Source organism: Bartonella elizabethae F9251 = ATCC 49927 (genome assembly GCF_000518165.1).
In the GTDB taxonomy this organism is placed as follows: domain Bacteria; phylum Pseudomonadota; class Alphaproteobacteria; order Rhizobiales; family Rhizobiaceae; genus Bartonella; species Bartonella elizabethae.
The window spans coordinates 113,347-135,646 of the sequence record NZ_JADB01000004.1 but is presented as its reverse complement, the minus strand read 5'-3'; the positions used below and the strand labels follow the sequence as shown (position 1 = coordinate 135,646).

Below are 22,300 nucleotides of genomic sequence, written 5' to 3'. Positions count from 1 at the left end.
CCAAAGACTATTTCGCGCAATATTGGGCGCTGACCAAAGTGTGTGCAATGGCACTGACTCGTTACTTCACAAGCGTAAAGTTGAGGAGGTTCAATAGCTTTACCGTTATACCATTCATGAGTGCCGGCGCTAAATGAGCTTTGAGTGCCTTAAGAGATGTCTCTTTCATGATAAGCACAAAAACGTTGACTCGCCACAAAGATTTCATAATCGCATTCGCGAAAGAAGAAAAAAGAAAAGTTTTTCTTAAAAAAAATCGATACCAGCCGTAATTCTATAAAATCATCCATTAAAAAAGTGACAATCAACCCAACCGCTCTAAAGCAATAGATATCTTCTTTTGCGCAGCACGCAGTTCCACAACCCTATTTTGTTCACTTTCAACAATTTCTGCTTTTGCATTTGTTATAAATTTTGGATTATTTAATTTAAGCGATATTTTTTCAATATCTTGTTCAATTTTACGGGCCTCCTTCCTCAAACGAACACGCTCAGCCTCCAAATCAATCAACTGTCCTAAGGGCAAACAAAAAACAGCCTCTCCCAAAATCATTTGTGCCGATACTTCTGGAACTTTATCAGAGAAATCAATGACTTCAATACGCGCCAACTTTTTAAGAAGTGCATCATAACGCTGCACACGCTCTCGCGTTACTTTTCCTGCTTCGACAACGACAAGAGGTGCTCGTGTAGCCGCTGGAACATTCATTTCAAAACGTACAGACCGAATCCCTGTGACCACATCAATAAGCCAATTAATATCAGCAGCAGCCTCTTCATCGATCAATGTTGCCTCTGGCCATTTTGTCAATGCGAGCATATCTTCACGCTTGATCTCTTGCGTTTCTGTAAGAGACCACAACTCTTCTGTCATATGTGGCATAAAAGGATGAAGAAGTTTATAGACTTCATCTAAAACCCAAGCAGTACAAGCTTGAGCCTCATTTTTAGCCTCTTCATTTTCACCCTGAAAGATAGGTTTAAGAAGTTCTAAATACCAATCGCAGAATGTATTCCAAATGAAACGATAAAGTGCAGCTGCCGCCTCATTAAACTTATAGTGTTCAATACCCGTCGTCACTGTTGAAATCGTTTTAGAGAGCTCTGTTAAAATCCAACGATTAAGCGCGAGTTTTGCTTGTTCTGGCTTAAAAGCAGGATCATGTTTTACACCATTCATCTGTGCAAACCGAGTTGCATTCCACAACTTCGTAGCAAAATTACGATAACCAGCAATGCGGGAAGTATCAAGTTTTACATCACGACCTTGCGCTGCCATAATAGCCAAAGTAAAACGAAGAGCATCAGCGCTATACTGATCAATAAGCTCTAAGGGATCAATAATATTTCCCTTTGATTTTGACATCTTTGCACCCTTTTGATCTCGGACAAGAGCGTGCACATAAACCGTTGGGAAAGGAACTTCACCCATAAAGTGCAGTCCCATCATCATCATACGAGCAACCCAGAAAAAAATAATATCAAATCCTGTCACGGATAAAGATGTTGGATAAAAAGTAGATAATTCAGTCGTTTTATCGGGCCATCCTAATGTTGAAAAAGGCCAAAGAGCTGATGAAAACCAAGTATCTAAAACATCCGGATCACGGGTTAAATCAACCATCTCACCATAATGAGAAAAAGCGGAATCTAAAGCCTCTTTTTCACTTTTTTCAACAAAAACTGTTCCATCAGGACCATACCAAGCAGGAATCTGATGTCCCCACCATAATTGGCGAGAAATGCACCAAGGCTGAATATTTTGCATCCAATTGAAGTAGGTTTTTTTCCAATTATCAGGAACAAACTTCGTTTTTCCTTGTTGAACAGCTTCTATCGCGGGCTTTGCTAACTCAGCAGCATGAACATACCATTGATCTGTCAAAAAAGGTTCAATAGGCACACCACTGCGATCTCCATGAGGAACCATATGGGAATGATTATCAACAGAAGCTAAATACCCTCGTTCTTCCATCAAAGAAATAATCTTTTGGCGGGCAACAAAACGATCAGCTTTATCAAGACTTTCTACTAACATTTTTAATTCATCTGATAAAAGCAAACCATCAAAAAACGCTTCATTCTCACGGAGAAAAATCTGGGCATTTTGGGTAAAAATATTAATTAAACGTAAATCATTACGCTGTCCTACTTCAAAATCATTAAAGTCATGGGCTGGTGTGATTTTTACCGCACCACTTCCTGCTTCAGGATCAGCATGTGTATCACCAACAATCAATAACCTACGACCAACAAGTGGCAAAAGAGCATTTTTACCGATAAGATTTTTATAACGCTCATCTTCAGGATTAACGGCAATTCCTGTATCCCCAAGCATTGTTTCTGGTCGTGTTGTCGCCACTATTATAAAAGTTGTCGCATCATTTGGATCAAAAATTTTACCCTCAAGTGGATATCTAAAGTGCCACAAATGTCCTTGAACTTCTTTTTGCTCAACTTCAAGATCCGAAATAGCCGTTAACAACTTAGGGTCCCAATTGACGAGGCGCTTATCTCTATATATCAATCCTTGTTTATAAAGCGTGACAAAGACTTCAAGAACAGCCTGCGACAACCCCTCATCCATTGTAAAGCGTTCACGCGACCAATCACATGAAACGCCAAGGCGGCGCAATTGGTTTGCAATAATGCCTCCCGTTTCATGACGCCATTCCCAAATACGCTCAATAAACTTTTCTCTTCCCATTTCTTGACGCGTTGGCTCTTGGCGTTCTGCAAGTTGACGCTCTACAACCATTTGTGTAGCAATCCCAGCATGATCCATACCAGGCTGCCACAAAACATTTTTGCCACGCATCCGCTGAAATCTAACCATTATATCTTGAATTGTCGTATTGAGCGCATGCCCCATATGAAGTGAGCCTGTAACATTAGGCGGTGGAAGCATAACGCAAAAAGGTTCTGCACCACTTTTAGAACCCGCTCCCGCTTTAAAAGCTCCACGAGTCTCCCATCTCTTTGCAACCCGTTGCTCTATGGAAGCAGCATCATAGTTTTTTTCTAACATTCTATCCATCCATAACGCCGCTGAAAAACACAATATATGATCAAACCCCGATCAAAATCCCGCAAACCCCACCCCTCACTAGAGAGCCCGCAAAACCTCAAATAAAATTCTCATAAAATGAAAAATATAAAAATAATTAAGACGATTTTTTCACCGCCTTCACAATCTCTTCACGTAAAATATCCTCCAGCAAAACAGGCAATTTAGACTGCAACCACTCTGCTATTGCCGGACGCAACACATCCTTTGCAATTTTTTCTGCAGAAGAAATACAATACGCAGATAATTCCACACGACCAGCCTTTCCAGTTTCTGATTGCGACTTCCTGATCTCATCTTCATATTCTTTTGCTTTATAAACAGAATTCCGTTCTTCAGAAGAAAGCTTCATCTTTTGCACATCCATACCAACTGTATTACTTTCTAACGCTGTATCCTCTTTCTCTTGTGCTATCCTTCCCCCTTGATTTTCAGTAGAAAGGCCAATGCGATCAGCTAAAGCTTTCATAGCATCATCAACCGATAGGGTTGTATCATAAATACCTTCTGATGCAATTTCTGAATGATCTTCCGAAGCATTTACTGCAACATCTTCATTTAAAAAGTGATCAGATTGAACCGCATTTTCTTCGATTATTTCACGAATAGATGTCAAAATTTCATCCATGCTTGGCTCACGTAACACGCTTGAACTCTGTACCATACTTTACAACCTCTCAAAGACGCAACAACAAATAGAATCATATTTTCAGTGTATGCAAAAGAATCATAAGATCAACATGCCTCTTGTGATATTCTCAAATATGCTTGTCATAAAGAGGGCGCTACACACAACTTTCTGCACTTTAAAAGAACATATTACTGCTCGATTTTTCGACATATCCAACGACGGATTAACCAATTTTTTAAAAACTAAAATGATTTGAAATCAAAGGGACTATTTTTATGCGCTATCGAATATATTGAATTGTTTTTAAGCCGAGATAATTTGCTGTCAATTTACCAATAGATGATTGAACACTATAGCTTGCCACAACAGCATTACGCTCTGCCATTGCAAGCGCAATTTGAGCATTAATCAATTGAGTACGAGAATTTAAAACATCTAATGTTGTTGCCTGACCTACACGATTTTCTTGAACACGACCTTTAAGAGCAACTTCAGCAGCACGAACACTTTCACGATAAGCAATAACAGATGCGCGTGCACCTTCCAACTGGAACCAGGCAGAAGTAAGGGCTTGTCTCGTATTACTATGGGCCAAATCGAGTTGAAGCTGCGCCTGTCCAAGTTGCTCCTTCGATTGGCGAATCTGGGCAGACGTACGCCCCCCTTCAAAGATCGGAACACTCACAGACAATCCTATCGATTTAGAAACGCCATCCTCTCCTGCACCGCTGTAAATCCGATTATAAGATGCTGTTGCAGAAAAATCAACTTTAGGGAGCAATGCTCCTTCTTTCGCCTTTACATTGTAACCACTCGCATCAACTAGATATTGAGCATAAAGGATTGCTGGATGCATCACAACACTCATTTGGTAAGCCGTATCAAGATTGACGGGAAAATCTGTAGCGATGGGCGGACGTTTTAACTTTTCAGGATCAGAACCAATAATTTGTCGATAAACTGCCTCTGCTGCTTTTACATTAGCACGAGCAAGACTCAATTCTGAAATAGCCACAGAACGTGCTGCTTGAGCTTGAGCCAGATCAACACGCCCTCCCTCACCCACATCAAATTTTGCTTTATTAGAACGAACTTGCTCTTCAAGAGCTGCTAAATTCTCTCTCCGAAGATCAGCAACACGACGGGCTTGATAGACATTCGCATAAGCTGTCACAGTTTCCAGAAAGGTATTTTGTTCTGCATTACGAAGATATTCCCGTTGAGCTTGCAGCTTAACTTGAGCTGAAGAAAACATATTTTGCGTGATAAAACCGTCAAATAATCTTTGATTTAATCTCACACCTATAGATCCAGAAGTAACATAAGGACCTGTAAAAGACTTATTCCGCCCATAGCTTCCAACCCCTTCAACTTGTGGTAATAACCCCGATCGCGCAATGACAACGTCATCACTGGCTATACGGACAGCCGCCCGTTCACTATTCAACTTAGCGTTGTATTTATAAGCTTTCGAAAAGGCATCCATCAATGTTTCAGCACAAACAGTCTCTGAGAGTAAAAGACTCAACACCAATAAAAAACACGCCTGAAACTTCTTGCTTAATTTAAACACAATACACACAATAACAAACCCCAAATAAATGACAAAATTATCTTTTATTCATAAAACGAACAAGCACTAAAATACAAAATCAGGTGTTTTTAAAAAACAAGGAAGAGGCTTTACAGCGAGATTAAAAGCGCGACGAGGAGAAATGATTCCATCTTCTTTTATGTAGATTCGTGCTACAGCAGCATTTCCATCCCCTTCAACCACAACAAGACGTCCACTGTCTTTCATTTGATCAAAGATACCTTGTGGAATAAAATCAACAGATCCCTCTATAAAAATCACATCATAAGGCCCTTCAACAGCGTATCCCTGCTCTAAGGGACCATGAATGACAACCACATTATCACATTGATTACGTTCCAAAGCTTCAAGAGCATGTTCAAAAAGAGACTGATTACTTTCCAACGCAATCACAGACCCTGCAAGTTTTGAAAGCAAGGCTGCACAATAACCACTATTTGCACCAATATCTAAAACAATATCTGACGATTTTACAGCAGCAAGCTGTAATAATTTTGCAAGAGATGCAGGCTTCATCAAATAACGCGCAGAAACCTCATCTCGCGCTGGACATAAAACAATATCGGTATCAAGATAGCTCAATGCTTTCATATCTTCCGATACAAAATCTTCACGAGATATCGTTAAAAATGCTTCAAGAACTGATAAATCCGTTACATCGACTGTACGAATTTGATTGTCAACCATTTTGCGACGAAGCTCAGCAAAATCTGCAACCATAACGAATATTTTCTCCTAACCTACAAAAATACACAAAACAGCAAAAATGAGGGACTAAGATCTCTTAAACTATAGGTGTTACAAAAAAGATACGACAGTCAACAACTCGATTCTAATAGGACAATCTCTCATAAAAAAATATCTTTACAACTGTATAGGGAAATAATCTCTTTTCTTATACCTCCCCTAAAAGCCGCTCCATTTAAAATCGGCTGGAGGCCTCGCCCGGAATCGAACCGGGATACAAGGATTTGCAGTCCTCTGCGTAACCATTCCGCCACAAGGCCTCATCAACAAATATAAAGGTCTCAATAAGGGAAGGTAAAGCATCCGTCAAGGTGTAGAAACCTTCTCTCGCCTTTTTTCCTCTTAACTCACACAATTTATCATATTTTTTTTAAAAAAAGTAATTTTATCCTTTGCAAATCAGTATTGCTTTGCTATAGCCTCTTCAGCTAAATGGTTGAGCATTGTTCCCCGGTAGCTCAGCGGTAGAGCAACCGGCTGTTAACCGGTTGGTCGCTGGTTCGAATCCGGCCCGGGGAGCCACTTCTTTTTTATCCCATATAGTTTATTGTTTTTTCTAACACTTTTTAAACATGAAAGATTTGTTAATAAAAGTTAGGAAAGAGGATTTTTGCAATAAAGTAGAAATGCAATGTCCTACGGGATGTATTTTTTGCAATGAACGCGAAAATGATTAACTCATTTTAAAGAGAAAACTGTTGTACAAGTATTTTTCTTATTGGTTAATTTGAAATAATTACTTTTTTCAAACCACCGCATCTCTATCAAAAAACACCATAATTTTTTGCACATTACAAATGATGATTTCTTTCATGAGAAAAAATTATTAAACACCACCAGTAATGAAAAAGATTTCGTATAAACTTTGTTTTCCAATCCAAAAATGATTTTTACTCAATAAAACAATTAAACTCAAAAATCTGCTCTTGAAGCAATCATTTTGAAAAACGGGAAAACACAATCAAAATCATTTATATTATCTCCCTACACCTCATACTTCCTCCCTACCTTGAAGAAACTCCCAACCGAAAAGTCTGTAATAAAGTCCAGCTTCTTACTCTCACAGGTTTCTCCTACTTAATCACTTCATAAACTCTACAAACAGCCTTGCCGTGAATATTTATTATACTGTCATAAAAACACTAAGCGCGTAAAAGTGTTATGGGCTTTATATAACGTCCCTAAACGAGAGTGTTTTACAGCACAAACAATATAGCAATCTAAGTTGATGAGAATCCCGTGAAAACCTTCAACAAATCATGGGTACTTTCTTCATTGTCTCCATTGTATTGTGCATCTACACCATATTTAAAGAGACATCCCTAAATCCCCCAAGCCTTTTTACAATGGCTTTCGTAAATGGTTAAAATAAAATCCATTGATGAGCAACATCTTTGGCCTACAATAAAAGCCATACCTTCATGCTATTTTCTCACACTCAATGTTAAAAATATTCCTTTTTTGCAATAGGTTATAAGAATCATTTTATTGATTTCTTAAATTTTTCATCCATACAGCAATCTCGTTTGTAACATGCAAACAAATAATTTTAAGGGATCAATATAAACAGATTCAAAATGAGAGAATTTTACAATAGAGGGAGATTATTTAATATATAAAACAATCAGTTATTATGAGATAACAAAATTGTTAAATTAAAAGTTATCATGAACGATAAAATGCATCTTTTATATAAAAAAATTGATCTTTATCCCTATTTTTAAAAATGGGAATAAAGCAAATGAATAATCATCTCTACAATAAAACTTTTTTTCAAAAGATTTTTAAATCAGTCGAAACATTCAAAGGTTTTTATTTTTTAGAAATAAAAACCTTTGAATACCTCTCTTGTTTTAGCAAGAATGTTGTATGTCTCTTTTTAATTGAAAAGAAATCGATAAAAGTAAAAAAACTCTCAAGACATAATTTCTTTTCAAGATTTTATTTAAGCCGCCTTCTTGACTGACTTGCGAAAACGAAAAGCCTTTGCACGCTTTGCCGCTGCTTTTGCTTTTTTATGCCTCTCATTTGGAGAAGAAGAATTCTTCCGCTGTAACTGTGCAGCATCATCTTTTTGACCTAAAAACCGTTTCTGACGTTTAGATTTTTTTAAACGGCGTTCTTTATTATTTTCTCTTTCTTCACTTTTTGACACATTTGGCTTTTCTGGGAATGCTGCAAATTGTTCTGGAACAGATTCAGACACCAATTTCATACGAATCAAGCGCTCTATGGCACGCAACCGAGCCCTTTCTATTTTTTCATCAAAAAGCGTCAGTGCTTCACCACATGCACCATTGCGTCCTGTACGACCAATACGATGCACATAACTTTCAGCTTCATCTGGTAAATCATAATTAATAACGTGGCTTATCCCTGGTATATCAATACCGCGTGCCGCAATATCTGTTGCAACAAGGATCTGGACCGATCTTTCCCGAAAAGCTTTTAAAGCAGATTGGCGAGCACCTTGTGATTTATTCCCATGAATTGTTGTAACTAAATAGCCTATCTTTGCTAAATGACGTGTGACAGCATCAGCCCCATGTTTCGTTCGCGTAAAAACAATAACCGAATTAAAAGCTGGATTTGTCAAAAGTTTACTTAAAACATTCTTTTTTTCACTCGTAGGAACACAATATAATTTCTGGGCAATCTCTACAGCTGTAGTGCCTTGAGGAACAACTTCAATCTTCACAGGATCATTGAGTAAACACTTTGCGAGCGCAGCAATTTCTTTTGGCATTGTTGCAGAAAAAAGTGCTGTCTGACGCTCTTGATGCAAAAGCTTTGCAATTTGCTTAACATCATGAATAAATCCCATATCCAACATACGATCTGCTTCATCCAAAATCAAAAAACGAGATTGAGAAAGATCAACACATTTTTCACGAACAAGATCTCTCAAACGCCCTGGAGTGGCTATCAAAACATCCACACCTGCTTCCATACGTTTAATTTGTTTTAAACGTGATACTCCCCCAAAAATAAGACACGTCGAAAGGTGCGCTCCTTTCGCCACAGTGCGAATTGCTTCGTCAATCTGAACAGCAAGTTCACGGGTTGGCGCTAAAATCAAAGCACGTGCAGTTTTAGGACAGCGTTTGTCACCCAAAGTTAAAATTTGACTTAAAATAGGCAAACCAAATGCCAAAGTTTTTCCAGAACCTGTCTGTGCAATCCCTAAAATATCGTGTCCTTTCAACATCATTGGAATAGCTTGTTCCTGTATAGGTTTAGGTTTACTCATCCCAGAAATGCGCAAATTTTTAATCAAAAGAGTAGGCAAACCTAACTTCTTAAAAACATCTTCTTTTTTTATAGGCAAAATAAAAACTTCCCTCAGCTGAACAACTTTCACTCAATCACCAGCTGAACTCTCCACTCAAGAATCCGCGCAAGAGAAATCCTTGATATTTTAAACGAAGCAACACTTAAAAAGCGACCTGCGCAACCCATGAGCACCTTGAAATCAAGGCAAAGGCATATAATTTTCCAAAAGCTAATACACTAACTTAAATACCTTCATTTTTATTATCCTTGGATTATGATAAAAAAGCAAGGACTTTACGAAATACATTTATCACGCCCCCCAAATATTGAAATCGTTTATTTCTTGATGATTGTCTCCATTGGTAAATGTACCTTGATAAAATCAGGATAAATCTCGAGAAAAACTGGATTTTGTAAAGTTTTTTGACCACCATAAATTAAATACCATTGGGTTTTATCAAAAATCGCCAAAGTTTTATATTGAATGATGCGATCCTTCATCTCAAGGACCGTTGGAATTAAAGCATATAAAGTACCATTATCTGTTTGAAAATACTCAATATTTTCTTTTTCTAAACAATAAGCACCAGAAGGCAAGTTCTCAAATTGCTTCTGCAGCTGTTGAAGAAAATTATCACGTAAAGCATCCTCAGTTGTATTTAATCGACGTGCCATCTCTTTATAAAGTCGCTCCGGCATATAATGAGATATAAGCGAAAAATCGCCACTTTTTATAGCAGCATTAACATCAACAACTATTCCTGAAAGTTCAGTTTTTTGGAGTGCTGTTGGCTGAGATGCTAAACTCTGTTGATGAACAATCAAGAAGAAAAAGAGACTCAGCACAAAATAAAAAATAGATTTCATTTTTACACTTCTCGTTTTAGTAAAATTTCAATATTTTCAAATAACAAAATCAAATAATGTTTGATCATCCGTAATATCACGATAGCGCCAACCTAACGCTTGAAATTTTTCTTCTAAGAGACGAAAATTGTCGTATTTTTTTGTTTCAATCGCCACCAATACAGAACCAAAATTTCTCGCTGATTTTTTAAAATATTCAAAGCGCACAATATCATCATCCGGTGATAATGTGGACAGAAAATGACGCAATGCACCAGGATGCTGCGGAAAACTAAAAATAAAATATTTTCTCAAGCCTTCAAAACGTAAAGAACGCTCTTTAATCTCTGGCAAACGCTCAAAATCAAAATTACCTCCTGAAATAACGAGAATAATTTTTTTACCCTTTAACTCTTGAGATGGAATACTGTTAAGCGCATCAATCGATAAAGCACCAGCTGGTTCAAGAACTACACCTTCTACATTAAGCATTTCAACCATCGTAGAACAAACGCGATTTTCAGGAACCGTAATGACAGAATCAGGAGAAAAATGCTTTAAAATTGTATAGTTTAGTGCACCAATTTCAGCCACCGCAGCCCCATCTACAAAAGTATCAATATTTTCTAGTTTGACCCTTTTTCCACTCTCCAAACAAGCAAGCAAGCTTGCAGCTCTTTGGGGTTCAACAAAACGAAGCTTTGTATTCCAACCATATTCCCGTAAAAACTTGCTTATCCCACTTGCCAAACCACCTCCCCCTACCGGCACAATCATTAAATCTGGTTCACTTTCTCCATTGAGTTTTTTCCATTGCAAAGCAGCTTCACAGAGCACAGTTGCTTGCCCCGTAATAATGCGAATATCATCAAACGGAGGAGCCATCACACCACCGTTCTCGACGACAAAAGATTGCGCAGCTTCATAACATTGATCAAATGTTTCACCAACCAAACGAATATCAATAAACTCTTCACCAAAAATACGTGTCTTCTCAATTTTCTGTTGTGGCGTTGTCATAGGCATAAAAATCACGCCTTTACGTTTAAAATAACGACAAACAAAAGAAACCCCTTGTGCGTGATTCCCTGCTGAAGCACACACAAATGCAGAATCTGACGATATACTGCTCAACATTTCTGAAACAAAATTGAAAGCACCACGAATCTTATAAGACCGCACCGGTGTTAAATCTTCACGCTTCAAATAAATTTCTGCCTCATATTTTTGGCTTAGAAAATCATTTCTTTGAAGGGGGGTTTCAGCAAACACGTGATGTAATCCCACCATAGCTTTTGTGACATCTTGAATAAATTTAGTCATAACACTGATCATTTCATGCTTTATTTATATTATACAGGCTTCTTCTAGCGATAAAGAAAACCATTGTCAGTCAAAATTTCACGAAAAAAAAATGAAAATTTTTTCTTTTGTCATTAATTCTTGATTCAATAAAAGATATAGCTTATGAGAGAACTCTCATCGCGGACGTGATGAAAACGGTAAACATAGCAGACTTAAAATCTGCCGGTCGAAGACCTTGCGGGTTCAAGTCCCGCCGTCCGCACCATTCCATGCCTTTTTTGTTTTCTCATCATTTGGGTAGAAAAACGCTTTTTAAGCAACGCTATAACGATTATCAATTGAAACTGTCATAATGCGAAGAGCGAAGCGTCCCTTCTTTGTACACAAATATTTTAGCTATACCTTATGAATCAAAGCAACTTCATTCTTAATAATTAAGAATCTGAGTAATGCTTCCTTACCTCCTCATCGTTACTCAAAATCAAAGATCTCTTTCTTTACCATGAAAGAGATTTACCATGCATAAAATTTCAAAAAATAAAGGCCCTATCAAAGATAGGACCTGTTAGACTTGAGCTTCTTTATTTCCACACAAACTAAAATTTGTAAGCTATTCCTGCACGGAAATCATTCGTCTTATACTTAAGTTCGACCTCGTCTTTAAATTTCTTTTTACCAAAATCCGAGTAACGATATTCTGCACGTACAATAAAATTATCTGTCATTGCAAAATCAACACCACCACCGAGAGTATAACCAATCATCGTTTTTTTAGCATCCTCTGTCTTATTGAAGGGTTCTTCTCCTGTAATAACTGTGGATAAAATATCTTCAAACTGTCCATAAGCAACACCACCAGCAATATAAGGCATCACCCGACCAGTAGAAAACCCAACACGTACCCGTGTGGCACCCGTCCATTTTTGTTTGAACGTATGATTAAAAGTTAAACTATTTTTCTCTTCTTTATTCTCTGGATCAGATCGAAAGTCCCCACGCTGTCCAAGGACAAATTTGGCCTTTTTTCCATTTCCATCTTCTGTACCTTCAGTATCAGTGCCAGTAGACTCAGTTTCTTCAGTGCTTGATCCACTAGCACTCGATTCATCAGCCTGAAATTTCGTTTTTGTATCCTTTTTTTCCGTTAAAATGATATCGGTATCAAGCCCAACAATCAAATTATTACCAAGATCAAAATTAACACCCGCATATAAACCACCTACAAACCCAGAAAGTTCAGGCTTATACTGTTTTTCAAGGGGCACCCATGGCTTATTTTTACTCCCCTCATCAGGATAGAGAGGAATATCAACATCACGCGTTGTTCCAGAAACTTTACTTGAAAAGCCACCAATTTGACCTCCAAAATAAAAACCAGCCCAAGAAAAGGGTGAAGAAGAAACAACTTCTGAAACAACATGTACAGGATGTACTGGCTCTTCTGGGGCTACCACATCAGCAGCCTGTACGATAGAAGGTGAAATAAAAGAAAAAATAGATGCTGTTAGAAATTTTGTATTCATAAAATTATACCCCATTGCTAAATTTAAATATAATCAAAAATCACATTTAGAAAAACAAAGTTTTATAAAATATTATACCAAAAAATCGCATTTACTCCTTGTATAGTTATATTTAAATATAGTTACATTTAAACTAATCACTATATAAATACATCATTACATCAAAATTGAAGTTTAGCAAATAAATTTTAATAAATTTAAAAATATTAGAATTTAAATACTTAAAATTATAAATATTTAATAAAAGTATCTATTATATATCTTAAAATGAGAAAATATAAAACGTTTTGTATTAAATTTATCTCACTAAAAAATACAAAAAAGGATATTTCATGTCTTTTTTAATGAGATAAATTAATTAAAATTGCTAAAAATGATGTAATTATTTTTATAAAATAAATATTTATTAAAAGTATTATAAATATAACTCAATGTTTTATATCAAAAATATATAATGTATATTGTCTATATAGAGGGTAAAAACTATCTTACAGGAAAATCATCCCTTTTTTCCTATCATTTTTCAAAAGGTAATATGAAACACGTGCAATTTTATTTCCTTCTAAAACTTGTTTCAAAACAAAAGTTTTCAATCATTTTATTTAAAAATTGCCCTTCCCCTACTAATTTCTATAATGTCATCTGCCTTTATTACAAAACGGTCTTTATTAGGAAAAGTGATAAAGCATCCCTTCATACAAATTGTTATTGTTTGATGTGTATTTAAAGAAAACTTTGAAGGTATACTTCCTTCGACAACGATGAGAGGCTGTATCTTTAAATCAATATTTTTCACTGTTGCTGCAAAAGCCGTTATGGTAAAAATATTCAACAAAATACCTGTCATTAAAGTATAAATATATTTCAGCATTCTAAGATTCCTTCCTCAGTAAAGCGCTTATATAAGACAAATCGAAGAGTATTGGTTACATGAGAAGGTGCGGTAATATTAGGGACATAAACAGCCAAATTAAAGGAAAAGCTCTTATTATCAAATGCTGTAAAACTCACCTGTGGGAGAGGATTTTTTAAAACACCTTCTGTCGAAGAAGCAATCTCTAATAAAATTTCAACAACATGCTCTGGAGCAACCTTAGATGACACAGTCACCGGAATATCAATTCTTCCAACCTTATTGCGTCGTGTCCAATTACTAACGTTATTATTAATAAGACTTGAATTGGGAATAATAATCGTTTTGCGCTGAATGGTCTCAAGTTCTGTTGCTCGTACACTAATACGCTTAACAACCCCCCCTACTGATCCGGACTCTATATAATCTCCTATTTTAAATGGTCTTCCAACTAAAATAATAAGTCCAGAGACAAAGTTTTGAACAATATTCTGTAAACCAAAACCTATACCAAGTGAAAGGCCTCCAGCAATAAGAGCAAAATTTCTAAGATCCAAACCTGCCATTGATAATCCTGTCAAAGCAGACAGAACAACGCCTCCATAACTTATCACTGTTTTGATAGAATTACGGACACCAGAATCGAATTCTCCATGGTCCAACACTACATGATCTAACCAATCAATAAATCGGCGAATAAGGAACCAACAAACACCAAAAGAAATAATTCCTGTGACAAGAGAAATCAAAGAAAGAGTCATATTTCCGATCTGAAAACCGCTCACCGATTGCCACAAAACTGCTTTAAAATCGGAATAGGAAAATCCAAACTGTGCAGCGATTGGCATTGCACAAAATACAACAACAAAAAAATTGAGAAAAACGCTTAAAACAATTCCCAATTGATTCATTGTTTTTTCTTCTAAATGAAACCTCTGCATCAAAAAATGACCAACAGTTGTCTTCATAAATTGTCCTTTAGTTCCAATTGCTTGAGCGCTTTTTATGCCTAAATACATGAGAACTAAAAATGCTCCACCAATCATAATTTGCTGCATAATAAAACGCGCGAGACCAACATAGCCTAAAAAATTCAACACAAAGAGCAATAATCCCAAGCCAATAAAAGGAACGCGTATATAAAATGGCCAAAAATATGCTTCTCTTTTCTCTCCTAAAAAAGACTGACGTCTAAAGCGCAAAGGGATAAATGCTATTATAAACAGCAATATCGCGACAAGAAAAACAGCAATAAAACTTTTAGCAATTGTCAAAGATAGAGGTGCTGAAATAATTTGATAAATACTATCAAAAACAGCATCAAATGCCAAAACACCCCCTAAAGAAGTGAGTAAAATCACCAATTGATAAGCCGATGATGGTGCAACATTGAAAAGACGTATATGGGGCATATTTGATGATAAAAGAACAACTGCTAAGCGATTGATTAAAAAGACTAAAATGATTTGACAACCGATCGTATTAAAAACAGTTGTAAGCTTACCTGGATCTAAATTAAAATTACGAAACAAAAATAACACAAGATAAACGCAAAGAACACAGATAAGCGAAGGGAGAAGAACTGAAATAAAGGCGATCAATAAGCGTTGTAAATAGGATATTTCCTCATTAGACTTGGTAAAATGGCAATATACATGGACAAGAATCTTACGAGAAAAATATGAAAGTCCCAAAGTGATGAAAAGTGGAATCAAAAAGCAAAGAAAAAGCTGTAACGGCTTGAAATAAAAGATAAAACCACACCAAGAACTCAACAGCAAAAGAAAATCTGATGAAGCTTCTTTTGTTTTCTGGATAAGATGTTGAATCATCGGTATCGAAAATTCAAGCCTATCGGTCAGGGTGCGTTTAAAAAGCTCACGAGATTGAGAAATAGAAAGTTCAGCTATTCTATTTGTCGCCAAAAAAATTGCTTCAAAGCGAAGCATAATACGATTAATTTTAGCTTTTTGCTCTATCAAGTAAGCGTATTCTTTCACTGAACTTTTCAGTTTTTTTACATCATGATTAAGCTCGGTTAATTGATCAAGAAGTGCATTAATCTCATTAAGAGGAGAACGCAAAACAAATGCTGCCTCGAGCGCACGTTCACTGATATCTTGTGCACGTAAGCGCAATTCTTCCAGAGCATGCCCATCTTCTAATTTTCTGTCAAAATCTCTTTTTAAAGTTTCAGTATTTTCTTCAAGATTCTCAATAATCAACTGTTGTTTTTGAATAATTTCATCAACTGAATAAGAAGCTATTGTCTGTTCGACAATTGTATCGCGCGCGCCCTCATTTCCCCATGCGCCAGAATTAAAAACAACGACAATCCCCAAAAGAAGGAAAAGTATATGGGTATTTTTTCTACAAAATGAATACATATCTACCTTAGGTATACAAAAAGTATTTTATCTGCTCTTTTTTAAATATAGTATAAGGCAGATATTTTCAACTTTTGTAGAATAATCTTATAAAAGCTTTCCCTTATCCTATAATACTGATAATAAGAGGGAATAATTGTAAGCTGAACTTAATAAGATTAAAGAAGACACTCTCGCATGATTTTTTTGTACCTCTATTGCAAAAAAGAAAATTTGCTCCCATTGATGACTTGGATTTTTCTATCCAGTTTGGGTGTATTTTTGACAAGCAATCTAGGAACGCGTGCTTCTTTTATCAAACAATCAGACACCATTAATATCATTAGGAATATTATTAAAACGAATAGATTTGATTTACCCAACAAGTGTGTTCAATTGAATGTACTAACAACTAAAACCCTAAAAATTGTAACATTCCATGCAGAATCTATTTTTATGAGGCTCTTTCAAAAAGTTCTAACATTGGAACTCTTTTCAATAAAAATTTCAGCTATTTATAAACGACTTCATACCGTCAAAACGCAATATTTTTCAAATAAACGAGCTCCTCCCCATGAACACACCTAATCCTTTTCCTTGAATTATAAAACGATCATCTTACTTTACTCGTGCTTTTAACTTTGAATCACTGTTAGATTGCCTATTAGCGGAATATATCATGCGTACACCTCGTTGGTTAACTACCCTTTATTGCTTTATCCTTTTAAGCAGCATTTATATTGCCTTACCCAATTTATTTTCACACGAACAAGTTAAAAATTCAAAATTCTTACCCGACACTCGTGTAGCCCTTGGTCTTGATCTTCAAGGAGGCTCTTCTCTCCTGCTCGAAGTTGATAGCAAAACATTAAAACGCGATCAATTACACACCGTTTTAAGCAATGTGCGCAATGCGTTGCGTGAAAAACAAATCCGTACCTCAAGTGTTCGTATCGTCGAAGATAGTGTTGTTGCCCTTATTTCTGATGCATCACAAACTGAAAAAGCTCTCGCAGCCTTAAAAACATTAATAACACCCATACACAGCAGTTTTGGGACGACAGAACATAACATCACAATTAGTGCTCAAAATGAAATAATCCGTGTCACGTTAACACAAGCGGGGATAAAAGATCGTGTAAGCAACGCCATTGAACAAAGCTTAGAAATCATCCGTCGCCGTATCGATCAAGTTGGTGTTTCAGAACCAGCGATCCAAAAGGTTGGAAATGATCGTATTATGGTCCAATTGCCTGGCTTACAAGATCCAAAACAACTGCGAGATCTTTTAGGCACGACCGCTAAGATGAGTTTTCATCTTGTTCCCTCTAATGTGGACCCCAATAATCCCCCTATAGGTGTTTCCATTCTTCCTGGATATACTGATGAAACACAACATTATGCAATTTATGATCAAATTGCCTTAGATGGAAATGTCCTTAAAGACGCCCGCGCTGGTTTCGACCCGCAAATACCAGGACGTTCTATTATTTCATTTACGCTAGATTCTGCTGGTGCAAAAATATTTGCCGATATAACACGACAAAATATTAACCGTCCTTTTGCTATTGTTTTGGATCATAAGGTTTTAACTGCTCCTACCATCAATAGTGTCATTCCCAATGGGCAAGGTCAAATTACAGGAAACTTTGATTCCAAAGAAGCCTCAACTTTGGCTGCTCTGCTCCGCGCTGGTTCCCTCCCCGCTCCACTCACAGTCATTGAAGAGAGAACGGTAGGTCCAAATCTTGGTGCTGATGCTATCCAAATGGGACTTTACACCGGCATAATCGGTTTTATACTTGTTGCAATTTTTATTTTTCTTCTCTACCGAATTTGGGGGCTTATTGCCAATATAGCCCTAGCGCTCCACACGATTTTAACATTTGCAGCCCTTAGCCTCCTCGGTGCGACGCTGACCCTACCTGGTATTGCCGGTATTATCTTAGGCATCGGTATTGCCGTTGATGCGAATATTCTCATCAATGAACGTATCCGTGAAGAAAGTCGAAAAGGTGTGAGTGCTTTTGCTGCCCTAGATCGTGGTTTTAAACAGGCTTTTGCAACCATTGTTGATGCAAATGTTACGGCAATTATAGCAACTGTTTTACTCTTTTGGTTTGGTACCGGTCCCGTTCGTGGTTTTGCTGTAACTATGTTGCTTGGGATTATCATCTCCATGTTCACAAATATTACCATTGTACGCATCATCATGATTTGGATTGTTCGTAGATGGAAAATTAAAAAATTGCATATTCACTCTGCCTTCAACATTCTCCCCCAAAATACAACTTTCCACTTTATGAAAGCGCGATTCATTGGAATTGGTGTCTCAATTATTTTATCAATAGCTTCAGTTTTTCTCTTTTTTAAACCTGGTTTGAATTTTGGAATTGATTTTATTGGCGGCAGCCAAATGAGTATTACCACGAAAGCACCAGCAGACCTAGCAACCCTGCGTTCCAAGCTTTCTACCCTTAATATTGGGGAAATTAGCCTGCAAAATATCGATAATGAAAACACCGTACTCATTCGCATGCAGAAACAAAGTGGGAGCGAAGCGCAACAAACCATCGCCATTGATAAAGTCAAAACAGCTGTACAAAATATCTATCCTGATACCACATTTGATCAAATAGAAGTTGTTGGCCCCAAAATTTCAGGTGAACTTGCCACAGCTGCATTTACAGCTGTCATTCTTGCAGCTATTGCCATGACTCTCTATATATGGCTACGCTTCGAATGGTTCTTTGCTATTGGAGCCATTGTCACACTCATTCTAGATACCACAAAAATGATCGGCTTTTTTGCTCTATTTCAATTTGATTTTAATTTAACAGCCATCGCTGCACTCTTAACAATTGTTGGATACTCTATAAATGATAAGGTTGTTGTCTATGATAGGATGCGCGAGAATATGCGTCTTTATAAAAAAATGCCATTGCGCGAACTGATTGATCTGTCGATTAATCAAGTTCTTGTCCGTTGTTTTTTTACATCCGCCACAACAATTCTTGCTATGCTTCCTATGGCGATATGGGGTGGAAGTGCCGTTCATAATTTTGCATTGCCCATGGTCTTTGGAATTATTGTTGCAACATCATCTTCTATCTTTATTGCTGCTCCTATTTTACTGCTGCTAGGAAATTGGTGGCGTGAACGAAATAATCGTGTAAATACGAAAGCGAAATGAAAATGTTCTTTAATACATATGATACATCATTCCTCTCTTCTCGAAGAAATAAGAGGCATTTTCATTCATTCACTTTTTGATCAAGAATAGTAAATAATCCATGCTCCACGACACACCACTTATCACAACCATTGTTGCCGGTTTATGTTTAGCGTTTCTTTTGGGAATGATTGCTAGCCGTTTGCGGATTTCACCCCTTGTGGGCTATTTGTTAGCTGGTGTTATTGTGGGCCCCAATACAGGCGGATTTAAAATAGATTCCGTTATTATCAATCAACTTGCTGAAATTGGTATTATTTTGCTCATGTTTGGTGTTGGGCTCCATTTTTCCTTAAAAGACCTTTTATCTGTCAAAGCGATTGCTGTCCCAGCTGCTATTGCGCAAATGGCATTTTCTACTTTTCTAGGCTTATGTCTTGGTCTGATTATGGGTTGGGGCCTTAGCGGGAGTTTGATCTTCGGACTTGCTTTATCCATAGCAAGTACTGTTATCCTGTTACGTGCTTTGCAAGAGCGTCATCTTATTGAAACAGAAAAAGGCCGCATTGCTGTTGGATGGCTGATTATTGAAGATTTAGCAATGGTCCTTATACTTGTCCTCATTCCCTCCCTGGCAAGCACCCTCAACCATACAAACAAAGAAGCATTGGATCCTCTTATTCAATGGTTGGATTTAAGTATTTGGGGTGTCTTTGGTCTCACCATCCTGAAAGTCATTATATTTATCGCATTGATGCTCGTCATTGGGCGACGTGTTATCCCGTGGCTTTTAAAAATGAGCGCACAATCGGGATCACGCGAATTATTCCGTCTCAGTGTCTTTGCTATTGCCCTAGGCGTAGCATTTGGAGCCGCTCATTTATTTGGGGTTTCTCTTTCTCTTGGCGCTTTTTTTGCCGGTATGGTTATGAGCGAATCAGAATTAAGTCACCATGCTGCTGAAGAATCTTTACCCCTGCGCGATGCCTTTTCTGTTCTCTTTTTTGTTTCTGTAGGCATGTTATTTGATCCAGAAAAGCTCTTAACTCATTTTTTTCCTCTCTTAGCAACCTTATTTATTATCGTCATTGGAAAATCTGCTGTCGCTTTTTTCATCGTTAAAGCTTTTCGCTATTCAAATGCAACAGCTTTAACGATTGCTGCAAGCCTTGCCCAAATCGGAGAATTTTCCTTTATCCTTGCGGGTTTAAGTCTAAGCTTAGGACTTTTAAACAATGACGCTCATGATTTAATTCTTGGAGGAGCAATTTTTTCTATTTTGCTCAATCCTCTTGTTTTCATTGCCTGTAACAAAATAAAAAAACATCTAGAAAAAATTTCTGCCTCTTCACAAAATACCCAAACAATTATTGATATTGATACACAAGATCCTGACCAAGATTTTTTGCCAATAACCTTAAAAAACAACCATATCGTCATTATTGGCTATAGTCGTATTGGTCAATGTATTGCATTATCTTTAATAAATAGAGATCACCCTATAGTAATTGTGGAAGAATCAAAACGCCTCGCTGATAAAGCAATTGCCGATGGCTTTGAGGTTATTTGTGGCAATATTATTCAACAAGAAATAATGAACGCTGCCAATATAAATCATGCACATAAAGTTGTTATTACAATGCGAAGTACCATTGAAGTCGGAGAATGTATCGTGAATATACGTGATATGCAGAAAGATATCCAGATAATCACACATGCATTATCTGACACAGAGACAGCTTATCTCATTGATTTAGGGGCTGATGTTGTAGTAACGGATGATGAAGAAATTGCCAATGGCATTATAGAGCATATAACAGAACAAAGGTCTGTAAAGAATATGCATAATCATGAAAATTTATAGAAAACATAACATGGATAAAGAAGCGTGAAAATAAAGCAATTTATATGGCCCTTAATTGGTATCTTAGCAATGCTGATATCTGTTCGGATTCTTTATATAAAGCTCTCTGCCATTTCGTTCGAAGACGTATTGGAACGTTTGAGCGATTTAAATACACAGCACTGGTTATTAGCCTGTTTATGTTCTCTGCTTGCCTATGCTGCTCTTGCTGGTTATGATCGTATCGCCTTACAACATCTAGGCCATAAAATTTCTTGGATTTTTATTGCGATCTGTTCATTCACAACTTACGCTCTTTCGCATAATATCGGTGCTTCAGTTTTTTCTGGTGCCGTCGTGCGTTATCGCGCTTATAAAATGAAAGGATTAAATGGAACAGAAATCGCCATATTAGTAGGTTTTTGTTCTTTTACTTTTGTCATCGGTACAATCTTACTGTTGGGGATCGTTTTGGTTTTGCAACCCGAAATTATCACCCTCATTCATGAAGAGCTTCCCGAATGGCTAGGAACGACAGTTGGAGCAATTTTACTCAGTTGCATAGCACTTTATACGTTTGGGAGTTGGCTGCAATTGAAGCCCTTACGCTTGGGCAAGAAAATTCAGCTTTCCTATCCACGACTAAAAATTGTTATTCAACAGCTCCTCATTAGCCCTCTAGAGCTTTTAGGAGCAGCAGGAATTATATATGCTGTTCTCCCCTACAATGCAGATATTCATTTTATTTCTGTTCTTGGTGTTTTCCTTGCATCTTTTACGATAACGCTTCTCTCCAATGCGCCAGCAGGAGGTGTCGGCGTTCTTGAAGCGCTCTTCATAACAGGTATGCCCAATATAAATCCAACCGATGTTATCGCAGCACTTATTGTCTTTAGAATACTCTATTTGATCATACCACTCATCATTTCGTTATTTGTGGTTGCCATTTTTGAAGCACAACAATATTGGAAAAGAGCCCCCAAAACACCTCCTAAATAAGTAAAAGGCTATCAATGGCTTCTTTTGTGTGTGCTTATAAATGATAGGATCATATTGAAGTTCAAGTTGTATCTGTAAATT

General features: G+C 37.0%; 14 protein-coding genes and 3 tRNA genes. 6 read left to right on the top strand and 11 right to left on the bottom strand.

Annotated features, from left to right (window positions below; genetic code table 11):
- Positions 1–304 precede the first annotated feature (304 nt).
- The 5 genes from T429_RS0105665 to T429_RS0105645 form a co-directional block, all read right to left on the bottom strand.
- Positions 305–3,028: a valine--tRNA ligase gene (locus T429_RS0105665; protein WP_005773254.1), complete on the bottom strand. Its 2,724-nt coding sequence runs from the start codon at positions 3,026–3,028 to the stop codon at positions 305–307.
- A gap of 136 nt (positions 3,029–3,164) precedes the next feature.
- Positions 3,165–3,731, bottom strand: a complete 567-nt coding sequence (locus T429_RS0105660) for a DUF2497 domain-containing protein (protein WP_005773253.1) — start codon at positions 3,729–3,731, stop codon at positions 3,165–3,167.
- Positions 3,732–3,978: 247 nt separating this feature from the next.
- On the bottom strand, positions 3,979–5,280 hold the full coding sequence (locus tag T429_RS0105655) for a TolC family outer membrane protein (RefSeq protein WP_180376399.1): 1,302 nt from the start codon (positions 5,278–5,280) through the stop codon (positions 3,979–3,981).
- A gap of 57 nt (positions 5,281–5,337) precedes the next feature.
- A complete protein-coding gene (locus tag T429_RS0105650) occupies positions 5,338–6,012 on the bottom strand; it encodes a protein-L-isoaspartate O-methyltransferase family protein (protein WP_005773251.1) in 675 nt (224 codons plus the stop codon).
- Positions 6,013–6,225: 213 nt separating this feature from the next.
- A tRNA-Cys gene (locus T429_RS0105645) sits at positions 6,226–6,299 on the bottom strand.
- 187 nt (positions 6,300–6,486) lie between these two features.
- On the opposite strand from T429_RS0105645, the gene T429_RS0105640 reads away from it, so the two are divergent.
- Positions 6,487–6,561: transfer RNA gene (locus tag T429_RS0105640), tRNA-Asn, on the top strand.
- A gap of 1,423 nt (positions 6,562–7,984) precedes the next feature.
- Here the strand turns inward: T429_RS0105640 and T429_RS0105635 are convergent.
- The 3 genes from T429_RS0105635 to ilvA form a co-directional block, all read right to left on the bottom strand.
- Positions 7,985–9,367, bottom strand: a complete 1,383-nt coding sequence (locus tag T429_RS0105635; RefSeq protein ID WP_026500896.1) for a DEAD/DEAH box helicase — start codon at positions 9,365–9,367, stop codon at positions 7,985–7,987.
- Between the two features lie 281 nt (positions 9,368–9,648).
- A complete protein-coding gene (locus T429_RS0105630; protein WP_005773249.1) occupies positions 9,649–10,179 on the bottom strand; it encodes a hypothetical protein in 531 nt (176 codons plus the stop codon).
- Between the two features lie 36 nt (positions 10,180–10,215).
- The gene (ilvA, locus tag T429_RS0105625; protein ID WP_005773248.1) at positions 10,216–11,493 is read right to left on the bottom strand and encodes a threonine ammonia-lyase IlvA; all 1,278 of its coding nucleotides are present in this window, start codon (positions 11,491–11,493) and stop codon (positions 10,216–10,218) included.
- A 149-nt stretch (positions 11,494–11,642) separates the two neighbouring features.
- Here ilvA and T429_RS0105620 point away from each other — a divergent pair.
- Positions 11,643–11,728, top strand: a tRNA-Leu gene (locus T429_RS0105620).
- A 331-nt stretch (positions 11,729–12,059) separates the two neighbouring features.
- On the opposite strand, the gene T429_RS0105615 is transcribed toward T429_RS0105620, so the two are convergent.
- From T429_RS0105615 to T429_RS0105605, 3 genes are all read right to left on the bottom strand, one after another.
- A complete protein-coding gene (locus tag T429_RS0105615) occupies positions 12,060–12,986 on the bottom strand; it encodes an outer membrane protein (RefSeq protein WP_026500895.1) in 927 nt (308 codons plus the stop codon).
- 598 nt (positions 12,987–13,584) lie between these two features.
- Positions 13,585–13,857 carry a hypothetical protein gene (locus T429_RS0105610; RefSeq protein WP_005773246.1) on the bottom strand — a complete coding sequence of 91 codons (273 nt, stop codon included), beginning with the start codon at positions 13,855–13,857 and terminating at the stop codon, positions 13,585–13,587.
- Complete coding sequence (locus T429_RS0105605) at positions 13,851–16,226, bottom strand: mechanosensitive ion channel domain-containing protein (RefSeq protein ID WP_005773244.1); 2,376 nt, start codon at positions 16,224–16,226, stop codon at positions 13,851–13,853. The genes T429_RS0105610 and T429_RS0105605 overlap by 7 nt, the downstream gene beginning before the upstream one ends.
- 177 nt (positions 16,227–16,403) lie before the next feature.
- On the opposite strand from T429_RS0105605, the gene T429_RS11055 reads away from it, so the two are divergent.
- The 4 genes from T429_RS11055 (at position 16,404) to T429_RS0105585 (ending at position 22,219) form a co-directional block, all read left to right on the top strand.
- Positions 16,404–16,793, top strand: coding sequence for a hypothetical protein (locus T429_RS11055; RefSeq protein WP_005773243.1), 390 nt, complete (start codon positions 16,404–16,406; stop codon positions 16,791–16,793).
- Between the two features lie 91 nt (positions 16,794–16,884).
- Complete coding sequence (secD, locus tag T429_RS0105595) at positions 16,885–19,398, top strand: protein translocase subunit SecD (protein WP_005773242.1); 2,514 nt, start codon at positions 16,885–16,887, stop codon at positions 19,396–19,398.
- Positions 19,399–19,498: 100 nt separating this feature from the next.
- On the top strand, positions 19,499–21,241 hold the full coding sequence (gene ybaL / locus T429_RS0105590; protein WP_005773241.1) for a cation:proton antiporter domain-containing protein: 1,743 nt from the start codon (positions 19,499–19,501) through the stop codon (positions 21,239–21,241).
- 24 nt (positions 21,242–21,265) lie between these two features.
- Positions 21,266–22,219, top strand: a complete 954-nt coding sequence (locus tag T429_RS0105585; protein WP_005773240.1) for a lysylphosphatidylglycerol synthase transmembrane domain-containing protein — start codon at positions 21,266–21,268, stop codon at positions 22,217–22,219.
- Positions 22,220–22,300 lie beyond the last annotated feature (81 nt).